Origin of the sequence: Segatella maculosa OT 289 (assembly GCF_000243015.1) — a bacterium.
GTDB lineage: Bacteria > Bacteroidota > Bacteroidia > Bacteroidales > Bacteroidaceae > Prevotella > Prevotella maculosa.
Genome location: NZ_JH594501.1, coordinates 294,432 through 310,112, shown reverse-complemented (window position 1 = coordinate 310,112; position 15,681 = coordinate 294,432). Strand labels below are relative to the sequence as shown.

Below are 15,681 nucleotides of genomic sequence, written 5' to 3'. Positions count from 1 at the left end.
ATAAGTCGACTACATCATTAAAAACGATAAAACATGAAACATTATCATATTCTTCTCGGTGCAGTGCTGCTGTTAGGTGCTTCCGTTGCGAGCTGTACCGACCAAATTAAATTCGGAGATGCATTCCTTGACAAGGCACCGGGCAATGATGTTACCAAAGATACCGTGTTCAATAATCCCGAATACACACGCAATTTTCTATGGGCGTGCTATGGAAAGCTACACTACGGTCTGCCCTATTGCTGGACAGGAGGTGAGGCCCAAGGCATGAATACGGGCGTCATCGACGCGCTGTCTGACTGCATACACAGTCATTGCGACTGGGACGAAGTGAACAGACAATACTATGCCGGGGCATATACGGCCCCATCCAAGGGTGGAGACGACCACGGACGCTTCCCCTATATGAACTATAATGTGTGGGAAACCGTGCGCGCCTGCTACATCTTCTTGGAGAATGTAGACCACACACCGAACATGGAAGCGAGCGAAAAAGAACGCTTGAAGGCCGAAGCAAAGAGCATCATCGCCTCGCGTTACTTTGACCTTTTCCGCAATTATGGCGGACTTCCACTTGTCAGAAAGTCCTATGACGGGACGGATGCCGTTTATGAAATCCCGCGTGCCACGGTAGATGAGACCGTGAAATTCATTGTCGGTCTCTTGGACGAGGCTGTTCCTAAACTGCCATGGGCATTGGGTTCCGACCTATCCAACTGGGAAGGACGCTTCACGCAAGCCGGTGTGATGGGGCTAAAAGCCAAGGTTCTCGACTTTGCAGCGTCTCCATTGTTCAACAATGCTACGCCTTATTGCACGACAGGCAACCAAGAGGCCAATGAGAAACGGCAGGCATGGTATGGCGACTATCAAGAGGCTCGCTGGCAAGCTGTGGTCGATGCCTGCAAAGCTTTCTTCGATAAGGTTAATAGTCTGGGCTGGTATGCCCTCGTACAGGCTGACAACAACACGCCGGGCGGCTATCGGGCTGCCTTCCGTAAGGCCTATTCTGACCGCGGAACAACCGAAGTGCTGATTTCAACCCGTGTGAAATATCAGGATTCTCAAGACTGGCAATACCTCTTTTCTGAATGGAATGGTCTCGGAGGTTACACGCCTACCGAGGAATATCAGGAGATGTTCGGGTGGAAGGACGGCAGTCCGTTCGATTATGACGAACTGGAACGACACGGTAACTTGGACAGAATGTTCATTGTTCCGGGCAAACCTAAAGAGCTGACCCGCGACCCTCGCCTCTATGAAACCATCATCGTGAACGGCACTCTGAACCGTATGGACGCCAATGGGAATATGAGTGGCCGGCAAGTGGAGGCTTGGGTGAACGGTAACGAAGGCTCAGGCATCAGCACGGAGAGCGGACAATATGCCACAGGTATGGCCAACAATAAGTTCTATATGAACAAGGCCGACTCAAAGAACCACGTACTCAGCTGGCCTTACCTGCGCATGGCAGAGATGCATCTGATTTATGCAGAGGCATTGGCACAGACGGGACAGACTGCTAAAGCCATCGAACAGGTTGACAAGGTGCGTGCCCGCGTGGGTCTGAAAGGGCTGGTAGCTTCCGATCCTGCGACGGATTACACGAAGAAAGACAACCTGATAGAAGCCATTCTGCGCGAACGGACCTGCGAATTCGGCTTCGAAGAGTCGCGTTTCTATGACATGATACGCTACCGTCGCGCCGACCTCTTCGGCAAAACCTTGCATGCGTTGCGCATCTATCGGCTGAACCCGGACGGCACAGACAACAACACGCCCTACCTTGGCAATGAAAACAGCAAGCCTTTCCCGACACATTTCCGCTATGAACGCGTGCCGTTGAAGAACAAGAGCCGTGCATGGTGGACCTCGTTCGACCCGAAATGGTATCTCTCTGCATTCCCGACTGCAGAGGTAAATAAAGGCTATGGCCTGACACAGAACCCGGGTTGGTAAGTTGAAACATCAAAAACAGAAAACATAATCTTGAATAAAATGAAACGACATATAACATTTGTCTTGGCATTGGCAGTCGGTATGGCAGCGCAGGCACAGACCGACACGCTGAAAACCGGCAGTCATGCTTCACAACACAGAGAAGGCACCCTTTTCTCTTACACTTGTAACGTGCAAACTGCCGGTAGCCATGCTTCGCAACCGGTCAACTTAGGCTTCGGAATAGAACAGACTTTGGGCGAAAGTACCATGTCCGTAGCATTGAGTAACGACATAAACCGACGCTCTTCGAAGAATATAGGCAACTCACTTTACGGTCAGGTGCTCGGCTTAACAACCCTGCAAGGAACAGGAGACTACGCTTCTTTCGAGCCAACATTCTTTGTTCGTGGTCTCCAATCGCTCAATGGTTCGTCGCCATTGATCATGGTTGACGGCATCGAACGCAACATCACGAACATCAGTCCAGAAGAAGTGGAGCGCGTTATCGTCTTGAAAGATGCGCCGGCAACAGCACTCTACGGCTATAAAGGAGCCAACGGGGCCATCAATATCATCACGAAGCGGGGCCGATATAACTTCAGTGAAATCAAGTTCACGTATGACCACGGCTTCACATGGGAGGCACGTCGGCCGCAATTCGTCAACGGTTACGACTATGCCACAGCCCTGAACGAAGCCTATGTCAACGATGGCAGGGCACCACGTTACACCGCCAACGAACTCAATGCTTTCCAAACTGGGAAGTATCCTTACCTATATCCGAATGTTGATTGGATAGCCGAAACATTCCGAAACCATGGAGCAAGCGACATCTTCAACCTGAGTTTCCGAGGCGGAGGCAGCCGTCTTCGCTACTATACTCAGGTGAACTTGGTCAACAATGCAGGCTTTATTGCCCACCCGAACGAGAACGAAGGCTACTCAACACAGAACAAATACAACAAGGCCAACCTGAGAACCAACCTCGACATTGATCTGACTACGACCACGAAACTGGCTGTTAACTTAGACGGAGTACTGTTGGAGGCATCGCGTCCCGGCCTATCGAGCGATGCACTTTGGGACAAGATATACACTGTTCCGGCCGCAGCTTTCCCGATAAAGACCGAAAGCGGACTCTGGGGTGGCAACACAACGTGGACCGGTTACTATAATCCTGTGGCGCTGACTCAAGGACGTGCTTACAGTAAAGCGCACACACGCGCCCTCTTTGCAGACGCAACACTCAGGCAAGACCTGTCGTCCGTCACACAAGGATTGAGTGCCTGGACGCGCTTTGCCTATGACAATATCGCCGCCTATTGGGAAAACCACACGCGAAGCTATCAATACGGTATGGCTTCGGCAGGCAGTTGGAACAACGGCGAGCCCACCGGTATCACACAATACAAAGCCGGTTCGGACAGCAACATGAGTGCCGACAGCAAACTGGACTGGCAGAACCGTAACTTCAACTTTGGGGTCGGGGCCAATTATGACCGTAGTTTCGGTGAACACAAGCTGCAATCGGTACTCATGTGGAACTATGAATTCCGCAATGCCAACGGACAGAACAACACCATCTACCGTACGTCGGCGTCGCTCTACAACCACTATGGTTACAAAGGGAAGTACTTTGCCGACCTATCCTTGGGCTTGGCGGCTTCTAACAGACTGGCTCCCGGACACCGGACGGCCTTCTCTCCCACACTCTCGGCGGCGTGGTTGCTCTCTAAGGAAGACTTCATGCAAGGTATGCGCTTCGTGGACTTCTTGAAAGTTCGGGGCTCATGGGGCATCATCAACTTGGACCATATCCCCGAACAAGGCTACTGGGAGCAAGTATTCACGGGTGGCGGAGGCTACAACCTTGGGTCGAATTACGATGCCTATAGCGGTTGGAAAGAGGGCCGTTTGGCTGCAATGAACTCCACACATGAGAAGGCCTATAAATATAATGTAGGCTTGGATGCCACGCTCTTCGGCACACTCGACCTAACCATTGACGGCTATTACCAGCGTAGAAGTGACATTTGGGTGGCCTCATCGGGCAAGAACTCAGACGTCGTTGGCATCAGTCATCCCTACGTGAACGGTGGTATCGTTGATAGTTATGGCTTCGAATGGGGCGCACAATATCATAAGGAGATTGCCAAAGACCTGCAACTTCGAGCTGGAATGAACTACACCTTGGCCAAGAATAAGATTAAGGAGGAATACGAAGAACCGCGGGCTTACGACTATGAGAAGCGCACCGGGAACCCTGTCAATCAGATTTTCGGCTTGCAGGCCATTGGCTTCTTCACCGATCAGGCAGATATCGACCACAGTCCCGTGCAGCGTTTGGGAACCAATCCCAAGCCGGGCGACATCAAATTTAAGGACCAGAACGGAGACAATGTCATTGATGGTGACGACTATGTGAAGATGGGTTACAACACCGTTTGCCCCGAAATCTATTACGCTTTCAATCTCGGAATGGAGTACAAGGGGCTCGGCTTCTTCGCACAGTTCCAAGGTGTGGCCAACTATACTGCCATACTGAACACGAAGTCCGTCTATCGTCCGCTGGTCAACAATACGAATATCGGACAGTATTATTTCGAGAATCGCTGGACACCCGAGACCGCTAACACGGCACTTTACCCTCGCCTTTCCTCCGAAGATAATCAGAACAACTACACGGTCAACTCCGTTTGGCTGGCCGACCGCTCGTTCTTGAAGCTGCGCAACGTAGAGGTTTACTACCATCTTCCAGCAACGCTGTTCAACAATTCGCGTTTCATTAAGAATGCAAAGTTCTACGTTCGTGGTATTGACCTGCTGTGTCTCGACCACATCAAACGTGCCGATCCCGAATGCTATGGCGCCGATTACCCCGTCATGCGTTCCGTTTCGTTGGGCGTGGTATTAGGTTTCTGATCAATAACAACTAAAATTAAACGACAATGAATATCAAGAATATATTAGGAGGAGCCCTTTGCCTGGCGCTGTTCGCATCGTGCGGCGATGAATTGGACTATCGCGAGTTCTCCAACTACAATAAAGACTATGTGTTCAAGAACTTCGACAACACCGTGGGCTTCGTGACCAACATCTATAGCTATCTCGACTACGACTACGGAATGATTGACGGCGGCATGCAGGCTTCGGCTTGCGACGAGGCCGAATATGCGTGGAAGTCGAGCCAAGTGAACTATTTCACGAACGGATCGCTAAGTTCCAAGAATACGCCCTCGCTCTTCGGCTACTACGCTCCCATTCGCGAAGCCAACTATTTCCTTGCCCATTATCCGGAATGCGACTTCTCCGATTACAAGTTCAACAAGGATTATAAGAATCAAATGGTACGCTTCAACCGCCTGCCTTATGAGGTTCGGTTCCTGCGAGCCTACTACTATGCGTTGCTGGTGAAGTATTACGGAGCCGTTCCCTTCACTACCGAAGTGCTCACCGAAGCACAAGCCAACGCCCTCGGCCGAACGCCGGCGCAAGACGTGATGACCTTTGTCGTGAAGGAGTGCGACGAGATATTGAACCACCTGCCTGCCAGCTATGCCGGACTGACCGACGATGCCGCAGCAGGCGAAACGGGGCGTGTGACGAAACTGGCCGTACTGGCGCTGAAGGCACGTACGCTACTCTACGCCGCCAGTCCGCTCTTCGGCGCAGAGACTGCCGAGCGTTATCATCAGGCCGCACTGGCCGCCAAGGCCGTCATCGACTCGTGCGCAGCCTACGGCGTGAGCCTTGGCAAATACGCCGAACTGTGGGGGACGGACAACTGGAAAGCCAAAGAAGTCATTATGGCCCGTCGCATCGGAGACCTGAACGACTTGGAAAGACGCAACTATCCGATGGGCGTTGAGAACGGAAACTCCGGCAACTGCCCCACACAGACGCTCGTCGATGCCTACGAAATGCGGGCAACGGGCAAGTTGTGGAACGAGGCCGGCAGTGGCTATGACCCCGAAAAGCCTTACGAAGGGCGCGACCCGCGCTTTGCCATGACCATTGCCGTGAACGGTGAAAAGAATTGGCCGTCTTACAATGCAGCTGCACTTGAGACATATTACGGCGGAAGCAACGGCGAACCCAAGGTGGGTGCTACGCCCACGGGCTACTACTTGAAGAAGCTGCTCGATGGCACGGTCAACATCTCTTCGGTAAACGGCAACTCCAAGCGCCACTCATGGGTGGCCTACCGCTTGGGCGAGTTCTACCTCAACTATGCCGAAGCCATGTTCAAATACAGCAGAAGCGCCGACGCCGTCACACCAGACCTTCCCATGTCGGCACGCGAGGCGGTTAACGTCATCCGCAGCCGGGCGGACGTCAACATGCCTGCCCTCCCAACGGGATTAAGCGCAGATGACTTCTGGAAGAAGTATCAGAACGAACGTATGGTGGAACTCGCTTTCGAGGGACATCGCTACAACGATATCCGCCGTTGGCGCGAAGGCGCGAGCCACAAGGATATCGTCGAGATGAAAATCACGAAGAAAGCCGACGGAACACTCGCCTATACACGCCACACGGTCAGCCGCATCTGGGACGACAAACTCTACTTCTGGCCCATCTCCAACAGCGAGATGATGAAGCACACAGGCTCAGGTTTCACGCAAAACCCGGGCTATTGACCCGCCAACATCATGCAGAAGCCGCACTTTCAGCCTTGCCTGCGCCGTTGCCAAACCGTGGTGAACGGCAGGGCCGGGCGTATCTATCGACACGGATATGCAGTTCCACAAAAGTTCCATGCCTTGGTACTGTGTGTTCCAGTACATGGAACTGTGAGTTCCAGTATATGGAACTGTGCGTTCCAATAGGAGGAACTGTGTGTTCCAAAGCATGGAACTTTCTTGGAACACTGTAGCGGACCTCGAAAGATGCGGCTCCTTCGTGCAGACAATACGAGTTTATAAAGCAGACAACACGATTTTATACAGATGTATCACTTAAAACTTAACGACATGAAACGATATATGACATTTCTATTTGCCCTGCCGGTGATGATGCTCCTCGCGTCGTGCACCGACAACATCACGAACATGGAGCGTACGGGCTACCTCGGTGAGCCCAAGACGTTAACGGCGTCGGAGATTCGTTCCGAGGCGCTACCGGGACAAATCAAGCTCTACTGGAGCGCACCCGTGGCGGCCACCTATGAATACATGAAGGTTTCATACGTGAACCCGGCTGACGGTCGGAGGCTGACGCAGGTGGTTTCCCGGCACACTTCGGAGCTGCTCATCAGCAACACGCTGCAGAAATACGGCGATTATACGTTCACGTTCCAAGCTTACAACGCCGACGGAACGGCCGCCTCGCCCGTGGAAGTGAAGGCGCGCTCGGGCAAGGCGCCTGCAAGTTACGCCGAACGGAGCCGCACGCGCGTCACGCTGACGGCCTCGCAGCTGAGCACCGACAATCAGGAACCGTCGGAAGGCCCCATCAGAAACCTTATCGACGGCAACACGTCGACCTTCTTCCACACGCGTTGGTCGTCGCCACAAAAGCCGTTACCGCAATACATCCAAATCAATTTCAATGAAGAACACGAGAATTTCGCCATCAAATACACCACGCGCGACACGGGAAACGCCGACGGTTTCCCCACATCGGCCGACCTGCTCGTCAGCGACGACGGCACGAACTGGACGACGGTGACCACGCTTTCGGGCCTTCCTGCGAGCCGAAAGACCGACTATAACTCGACGTTCTTCCGTCCGGGAAAGAAGTTCAAGTACCTCCGTTTCCTCGTCACTTCAACCAGTGGCAACCGCAATTACTTCCATATGTCGGAGTTCTCGTTCTATGATGTCGACGTGGTTGTTGACGACCCGGAGGCCGAAACGACCGAACAAAGCAAGAAGATGCTCGTTTGGAGCGACGAATTCGAGGGCACCGGCCAGCCCGACCCTGCCAAGTGGAAGTTCGAGGAGGGCTTTCAGCGCAACCACGAAGACCAATACTACATGAAAGAAGGCAATGCCGCGCTCGACGGTTCGGGGCACCTTGTCATCACGGCCCGCAGGCAAAACGTGAGCAATCCCAACTATCAGGCCGGCAGCAGCGACTGGAAGAAGAATCGCGCCAGCGCAAAATACACCAGTGCCTCGATGCAGAGCCGTTTTACTTACCGCTATGGAACGGTCGAAGTGCGGGCGAAAATCCCCACGGTAAGCGGCTCGTGGCCGGCCATTTGGCAGGTGGGCAACCGCTTCGAATGGCCACTTGGCGGTGAAATAGACCTGATGGAGTCTTATCCCTCGAACGGTAAGCCGGCCCTGCATGCCAACTATTGCTGGGGTACGAAGACGCGTTGGCAAGGCCGTTGGAAGTCGAAAGTCATTCCGTTGGAGCACTTTCAGGCCAAAGATGCACAGTGGACCGACAAATACCACGTGTGGAAACTCGATTGGACGCCCGAAAGTCTGAAGATATACGTAGACGATGAGTTGCTCAACGAGGTCAGCACACGCGATACCTACAATGAAGTTTGCGATTTCTCCGATGGCAGTGGGCAGAATCCCTTCGCCAATTCCATTCCCGGCTTCGGCAATTTAATTTGGCTGAACCTTGCTTTAGGCGGTGACAATGGCGGGCATATCGACGAATCGGCCTTCCCCATCAACTATTATATCGACTATGTAAGGGTCTATCAAAACAAAGCAGAATGAGAACCATCTTGACATTAGCGACACTTCTGACGTGTCTTTCGGGCAACATCAAGGCCGGAAACAACATTCGCCCCGGCGCTTTGTGGCCCGATAACCGCGGCATTCACATCAATGCGCATGGAGGAGGTATCCTGAAACGGGGCAAGACCTTCTATTGGTTTGGCGAACACAAGGCCGACACGACGAGTGCGGCTATGGTGGGTGTCACTTGTTACAGTTCAACTGACCTTGCCAACTGGACTTACCGCAGCGTTGCTCTCTCTGTTTCCAATGAGAAAGACAATGACATAGAACGTGGTTGCATCATCGAAAGGCCGAAGGTGGTCTATAATGCCAAGACTCGTCGGTATGTAATGTGGTTTCATTTGGAACTGAAAGGACGCGGATATGCTGCCGCACGCTATGGCGTTGCCGTCGCCAATAAGCCCGAAGGCCCCTATCAATACCTTTATTCTTCGCGCTCATGTCCCGGCATCTGGCCTCAAGATTGGGCTGGTTCACTCGACAGCACGACCTATAATGCAGGCCGACAGATAAAATGGTGGACGCCCGAATGGCGCGAACTGATTCGCAAAGGTCTTTTTGTTCAACGCGATTATGCACAGGGGCAGATGGCCAGAGACCAGACGGTTTACGTCGATGATGACGGGAAAGCTTACCATATCTTCTCTTCCGAAGACAACCTGACCCTACATATTGCCGAGCTTACCGATGACTATCTGCACCACACGGGACGCTATTGGCGAATGGCTCCGAGTGGACAAAACGAGGCACCGACGCTCTTTAAATATAAAGGTGTATATTGGATGATTACCAGCGGCTGTACAGGTTGGGCGCCCAACAAGGCCCGTATGTTCTTTGCCAAACGCATTCAAGGCCCTTGGACGCAGGTAGACAACCCTTGTCGCGGGCCGAAGTCCGATCTTACCTTCGGCGGTCAGGGCACCTATATCCTGCAAATTGGTACGCCGAAAGACCCGCATTTCGTCTTCATGGCCGATATTTGGCGACCGAAACAACCGAGTGATGCCCGCTATATATGGTTGCCGATAACGTTTGAAGATGGAAAGCCCGTCATTCAATGGACTGACCAATGGAGCATCAAGCCCTGAACGTTCCTTTTATCCAATAACAAGAACCAATGAAGACAAGGCCGAGAACACTCCTACTGCTTTTGCTGTGCATGGCATGCACGGCCGTTTCTGCACAGCTTTCTATGCCCCGTGCATCATCAACTTATTGGAGAGACTCCGTTCCTCAAGCCATGCGGCAAAGCTATATCACCTATGGCGCACAATATGCCGGTCAACCTTGGCCAACAATTCCCGACTCCGTCTTCGGCGAATTCAAGCATACGGGCAACCGAACCCACTATGAACGGCTGTGCTTTCAAAAGCGAACTCGGTTGGCCGCTCTGGCACTTGCCGAGATAATCGAGGGTAAAGGGCGTTTCATTCCCGACTTGAAATGCGGTCTGGAGAACCTATTTAGCGAACCATGGTGGGGCATTCCGGCCCACTACGGACACGACCGCCCGCTGTCAACCGACCAAAATGTAGACCTCTTCAATGCCGAAACTGCAGGCTTAGCTGCATGGATAAACTATATGTTGGGAGAAGCCTTGGGAAGCGGTTTAAGGCAAACCATCGACAAGGAAGTGCGGCGTCGACTCCTGATACCAGCCTTGAAGACCGATTATTGGTGGAAACACAGCCGCATGAACTGGACACCTTGGATCTGTTCCAACTGGCTGACGGCCGTGCTGATCAGTGAAAACGATGCGGCAAGAAAGGCCGAAGCCCTGCGACAAATCACGGCAGCTTTGCAGTATTTCGCCGATGAATACCCATCAGATGGCGGTTGTGACGAGGGAACATTCTATTGGGACCGTGCCGCGGCCTCGCTTTTCGATTGTCTGCAACTGATGCAAGCAGCCAATCTGACCGTTCCGGCCTCGCTCCCCAAGGAGAAAATAAAAGCCATGGCAGCTTATATATATAAAATGTATATCGGTAATGGATATTGTGTCAATTTCGCCGACGCCCACGACAACCGTTCTGTCGTCCAACTCAATGTTCTTTATCCTTTCGCATTGTGGGCCGGCGACAAAACGATGCGCCGTTACGCGGCTTGGATTGCAAAAGAGAAAGACTTCTTCCACCGACCTTCAACGCTTTTTGCCGCCAGTGGCAATTTTCCCACACTGGGACGCGAACTTTTTTTGCTTTCAAATCTCCATCAATTACAGGCCGAAAGGCCCGCAGAACCGCTACTTGAGAACGTGTGGTTGCCCGATTTACAGATTATGACGGCACGTAACAACAATAAAAAGCATGGTTTTTACGTTGCTATGAAAGGTGGAACAAATGCCGAAAGCCACAATCACAACGACGTGGGGTCGTTCATTGTCTATGCCGACGCACAACCTTTACTCATTGATGTCGGTGTGGGCGAATACACTTCGGCTACCTTTTCGGCCGACCGTTACAAGCTGTGGACCATGCAATCGGCCTATCATAACCTGCCGAAAATCAACGGAATCGACCAGCACGGAGGCGAGATTTATCGTGCCACCCGTGTGGAATACCACCCGAAATCACTCGCCATGGACATCGCTCCGGCCTATCCGGCCTCGGCACAAGTTACGTCATGGCAACGTAAAGTCGAACTGAAAGCCGGTGAAACAGTCGTGGTAACCGAAGACTACCGGCTCTCTGAATGGAAAGAACCACAGCGCATCATGCTTATGACACCTATCCTGCCAACCATTTCCAGAAGTGGTGTCCTGCAACTTGGCAAACATCGGTTACTTTATCCATCGCAACAAGTCGTCATCACGATTGAAGATGTCAGCGAGCGTATGGATTCTTTGCTCAAAAGTGTGTGGGGACCGCATCTCTATCGTATTGTGATGACCGTGAACAACAAGAAAACAAGAAACAAAATCATATACTGCCTACAATGAAGAAGATGATATCGACCTTGTGTTTGCTGCTGGTATGCATGGGAACCGTGGCCAAGAAAGCCAAACAGAACGACCGTGCTTATTGGGCAGCACAAGCCTATCAGATGGCTCGGCCCGTATTGGAGAACATGGCACAAGGAAAACTGCAACAGAATATGCTGACAGAGTTCAGCCCAAGTTTCGACAATCGCAACCGAAAGGTGGTCTACATGGAGACCTTCGGCCGGCTGATGGCCGGCATTGCCCCGTGGTTGGCCCTGCCAGATGATGAAACTTCAGAGGGAATACAACGCAAACAGTTGCGTCAATGGGCCTTGGCAAGCTATCGAAATGCGGTCGACCCCGCCTCTCCCGACTATCTTTGTTGGGGCGTTTCCGACCAAAATCTCGTTGATGCCGCCTACATTGCAGAAAGCTTTTTGCGTGCTTATGATGTCTTATGGCAGCCACTTGACGAGACAACCAAGGCGAGATACTTCAACGAATTCAAGAGACTTCGCCGTGTTGATCCACCCTATACGAATTGGATTCTCTTCTCTTCTGTCATCGAAAGTTTCCTTGCTAAGGCTGGCAATATGTGTGATATCTTTCGCGTAAACACGGCATGTCGCAAGGTAGAAGAGTGGTATGTGGGTGATGGTTGGTATGCCGATGGCCCCGTATTTGCCTTTGATTACTACAGCAGTTACGTCTTTCATCCGATTTATTTAGAGACACTTCAGGCGATGACCGACGCCAAAGTGAACAGTCGGATCGACTATTTCAAATACCATGCACGGGCTTTAAAGCGTGCCCAAAGATATGCCATTATCCTCGAACGGCTTATATCTCCGGAGGGAACCTTCCCCGTTTTCGGTCGCTCGATACCCTATCGAATGGCCGCAATGCAGCCTTTGGCGCTATTAGCTTGGTATCAACAGATGCCGAAAGAGCTGACAAACGGACAGGTAAGAGCGGCCTTAACGCAGGTGATGCACCGCATGTTTGATCAGCAACAGAACTACAATCGGCAGGGATTCCTCACCATTGGCTTCTGCGGTTCTCAGCCCGAAACGGCCGATTGGTACACGAATAACGGCTCACTCTACATGACTTCATTGGTCTTTATGCCCCTCGGACTGCCAGCTGATCACCCGTTTTGGACAGAAGCACCACAGCCATGGACGCAGGTAAAGGCTTGGAACGGACAACCTTTCCCCAAGGATCACCGCTGGGCTGACGACATTCAGACACGTGACAAATGGTAAACACGCTCGAAAGATGAATAAAAAGAACTATATCACTTTGTTTTTGGCCTTTCTCGCCGGCTTTCTTCCGTCGCAAGCAAAAGACATTCGCGTCAGTGTTACCAACACTTTAGCGCACGCCCGCCATGAGTTGGCGAGCCTTGATGCCGCACCGTTAAGAGCCAAACTGGCCGTAAGTGAGACCACACCGTTGCGTGTTCTCAATCAAATCGGGCTGGAACAACCCAGCCAACTCACCCATGATGGCAAACTGATTTTTGAGGTCTGCGTGCCTCCAAAGGGCAAGATGACTTACCTTATTCAGCCAAAAGCACCCGCAAAACAGCCGTTATGGGTCTTCGGAATGCAGTATCCTATTCGCAAAGATGACATTGCTTGGGAGAACGACCGCATCGGTTTCCGCGTCTATGGGCCTGCACTTCAGCAGACAGGCGAACGCTCATTCGGCATCGATGTATGGACGAAAAACACGCCAACCCCCGTGTTTTCCAAACGATATTTGGACGATTGGCGAGGCAATATGCAGGAAGATTCGCTGCGAAAAGCCGGACTTAACGCCCAAGCCGACTCCATCAACCGCGCCACTTCCTTTCATCTTGACCACGGAAATGGCATGGATGCCTACGGTGTTGGGCCCACTTTGGGTTGCGGAGCGCCTGCTTTGATGGGGCCAAAAGGGCTGATTTTCCCTTATTGTTACAGTGATTTTCGCATCTTGGATAACGGTCCGTTGCGGTTCACTTTGCGCCTTGATTTCGCCCCAAATGCCGAAGGTATCACCGAACATCGGCTGATTTCGCTCGACAAAGGCTCACATTTCAACCGCATGACCGTGTGGTATGACGGCATCAAATCGCCCATACAACTGGCTTCGGGCATAGTACTTCACGGTGAGAGCGACCTCACTTTGGGCGACCGTTTCATCTGTTATGCCGACCCAACCGATAGACCTGAGACGTGGGGGGCACTGATTTTCACAGGCGTTCTTTACCCCGATGGAATCGATGAAATCGCACGTTTTGAACATCTCAACCATGCTTTGGGCATCAAAAACGGCTACCGTGGCGAGCCTTTCACCTATTACTTCGGAGCGGCTTGGAGCTGTTATGACGTGCCAACCTTTGCACATTGGACACTGGAAAGCACGCAGTTTCTCGATAATCTCAAACATTCATTTATAATAACTATTGAAAAACAATGAAAAAATCAATCATTCTTTGGGCCTTATGGCTGGGCGTTCTGCCGCTGTGGGCCAAGCAACAGACACCCGAAAGCGTTGCAGAAATCATCCAACGCGTCAACAACAACTGGCAAAGTAACCACACTTACAAGACTCGCGCCTTTTGGGACGACGCAGTTTACCACATCGGAAACATGGAAGTGGTGCAACTTTTCCCCAAATCCGACTTTACTGGCTATTCAATGCGATGGGCTATCCACAATCGATGGCAGGGAGCAACCGAGAAAGACCCAAAGAAATGGAAGTATCAACACTATGGCGAATATCAATTCCACGTCTTGTTCGGCGATTGGCAGACCTGTTTTCAGACCTATATCGACCTTTATAAAATCTCACCGACAAAGGATAAGATTACACGGACCAAGGAAGTGATGAGCTATATGGCCGATGCACCCGAGTCAGATTATTGGTGGTGGGCCGATGCACTCTTTATGTCAATGCCCGTAATGACCAAGATGTACAAGCTAACCGGCGAACAAAAGTATCTGAACAAGATGTATTCCTGCATACTTTTCACCGATAGCCTCATGTACGACCATGAAACCGGCCTCTATTTCCGCGATGCCAAATATGTTTATCCCAAGCATAAGACCAATTTCGGCAAGAAAGATTTCTGGGCAAGAGCCGACGGTTGGGTGCTTGCAGGGCTGGCAAAGGTGCTGCAAGACCTGCCCAAAGACTATCAACACTACGATTTCTTCGTCGAAAAATACCGTCGCTTGGCCGCAGCCGCAGCCAAATTGCAACAGCGCGGAGGCTATTGGACGCGCTCAATGATGGATCCTCGTCAGGCTCCCGGACCCGAAACCAGCGGAACGGAACTGTTGACTTACGGCTTACTTTGGGGAATTAACAACGGAATTCTGCCGATGAAATCGTACAAAAAGACGGTCGAACGCGCATGGAACTACCTACAAAACACAGCACTCCAGCCCGATGGGCGCGTAGGCTACGTGCAACCCATTGGCGAAAAGGCTATTCCCGACCAAATCGTCGACCGCAATTCCGAGACGAACTTCGGTGTCGGCGGTTTCCTTCTTGCCGCCTGTGAATACTATCGTTACCTCAAAGCCGGCACCAAATAAATAAAGCCGGTTTCTAATCCCGATTCTATTGCGTTTCAATCTCAGCCATTTTACCGCGCAATCTCACCCATTTTACACGATGAAATGGGCCATTTTGCACGCTAAAATGGCTGAGATTGGAACGTAAGGTATAAGTTATTGATTGTCAATAAGGTTGAAACCGAGAATGGTTTGAGCGCATGTCGGGACTTTGATTTTGAACTTTGAACATTGAACTTTAACCTTTAGGATTAGTTTTATTATGAAGGTGATTTGCAGGCAAAAGGCATGTAGGGACGCACGGTCCGTGCGTCCGTTTCAACAACCGTATGTATTTGCTTTTCAGTTCCACTTGAGCGGACGCACGAGCCGTGCGTCCCTACATTTCCATCATGGCTGATTGATGGGTGAAATGGGTGAGATTGCACGATGAAATGGGTGATTTTGGATATTATTCCGAACTCCGTTGCTTTTTCATTTGGTTTGGGTCTACGGCCCATCTGCATGCTTTTATCGACAAAACCATGGTTTTTTCGGCGAA

9 protein-coding genes are annotated in these 15,681 nt (G+C 51.5%); all 9 read left to right on the top strand.

What is annotated here, in order from left to right:
- Positions 1 to 33: 33 nt before the first annotated feature.
- The gene (locus HMPREF9944_RS03435) at positions 34 to 1,959 is read left to right on the top strand and encodes a RagB/SusD family nutrient uptake outer membrane protein (protein ID WP_008564462.1); all 1,926 of its coding nucleotides are present in this window, start codon (positions 34 to 36) and stop codon (positions 1,957 to 1,959) included.
- Between the two features lie 39 nt (positions 1,960 to 1,998).
- The gene (locus tag HMPREF9944_RS03430) at positions 1,999 to 4,863 is read left to right on the top strand and encodes a SusC/RagA family TonB-linked outer membrane protein (RefSeq protein WP_008564461.1); all 2,865 of its coding nucleotides are present in this window, start codon (positions 1,999 to 2,001) and stop codon (positions 4,861 to 4,863) included.
- Between the two features lie 26 nt (positions 4,864 to 4,889).
- Entirely contained in the window at positions 4,890 to 6,581 is a 1,692-nt protein-coding gene (locus HMPREF9944_RS03425; protein WP_008564460.1) for a RagB/SusD family nutrient uptake outer membrane protein, read from the top strand.
- Positions 6,582 to 6,914: 333 nt separating this feature from the next.
- On the top strand, positions 6,915 to 8,624 hold the full coding sequence (locus HMPREF9944_RS03420) for a discoidin domain-containing protein (RefSeq protein ID WP_008564459.1): 1,710 nt from the start codon (positions 6,915 to 6,917) through the stop codon (positions 8,622 to 8,624).
- The gene (locus HMPREF9944_RS03415; RefSeq protein ID WP_008564458.1) at positions 8,621 to 9,736 is read left to right on the top strand and encodes a glycoside hydrolase family 43 protein; all 1,116 of its coding nucleotides are present in this window, start codon (positions 8,621 to 8,623) and stop codon (positions 9,734 to 9,736) included. The genes HMPREF9944_RS03420 and HMPREF9944_RS03415 overlap by 4 nt, the downstream gene beginning before the upstream one ends.
- A 29-nt stretch (positions 9,737 to 9,765) precedes the next feature.
- Entirely contained in the window at positions 9,766 to 11,589 is a 1,824-nt protein-coding gene (locus tag HMPREF9944_RS03410) for a heparinase II/III domain-containing protein (protein WP_008564457.1), read from the top strand.
- Positions 11,586 to 12,836 carry a DUF2264 domain-containing protein gene (locus tag HMPREF9944_RS03405; RefSeq protein WP_008564456.1) on the top strand — a complete coding sequence of 417 codons (1,251 nt, stop codon included), beginning with the start codon at positions 11,586 to 11,588 and terminating at the stop codon, positions 12,834 to 12,836. The genes HMPREF9944_RS03410 and HMPREF9944_RS03405 overlap by 4 nt, the downstream gene beginning before the upstream one ends.
- Before the next feature lie 13 nt (positions 12,837 to 12,849).
- Positions 12,850 to 14,037, top strand: coding sequence for a DUF4861 family protein (locus tag HMPREF9944_RS03400; protein ID WP_008564455.1), 1,188 nt, complete (start codon positions 12,850 to 12,852; stop codon positions 14,035 to 14,037).
- Positions 14,034 to 15,161, top strand: a complete 1,128-nt coding sequence (locus tag HMPREF9944_RS03395; protein WP_008564453.1) for a glycoside hydrolase family 88/105 protein — start codon at positions 14,034 to 14,036, stop codon at positions 15,159 to 15,161. The genes HMPREF9944_RS03400 and HMPREF9944_RS03395 overlap by 4 nt, the downstream gene beginning before the upstream one ends.
- Positions 15,162 to 15,681: the final 520 nt, after the last annotated feature.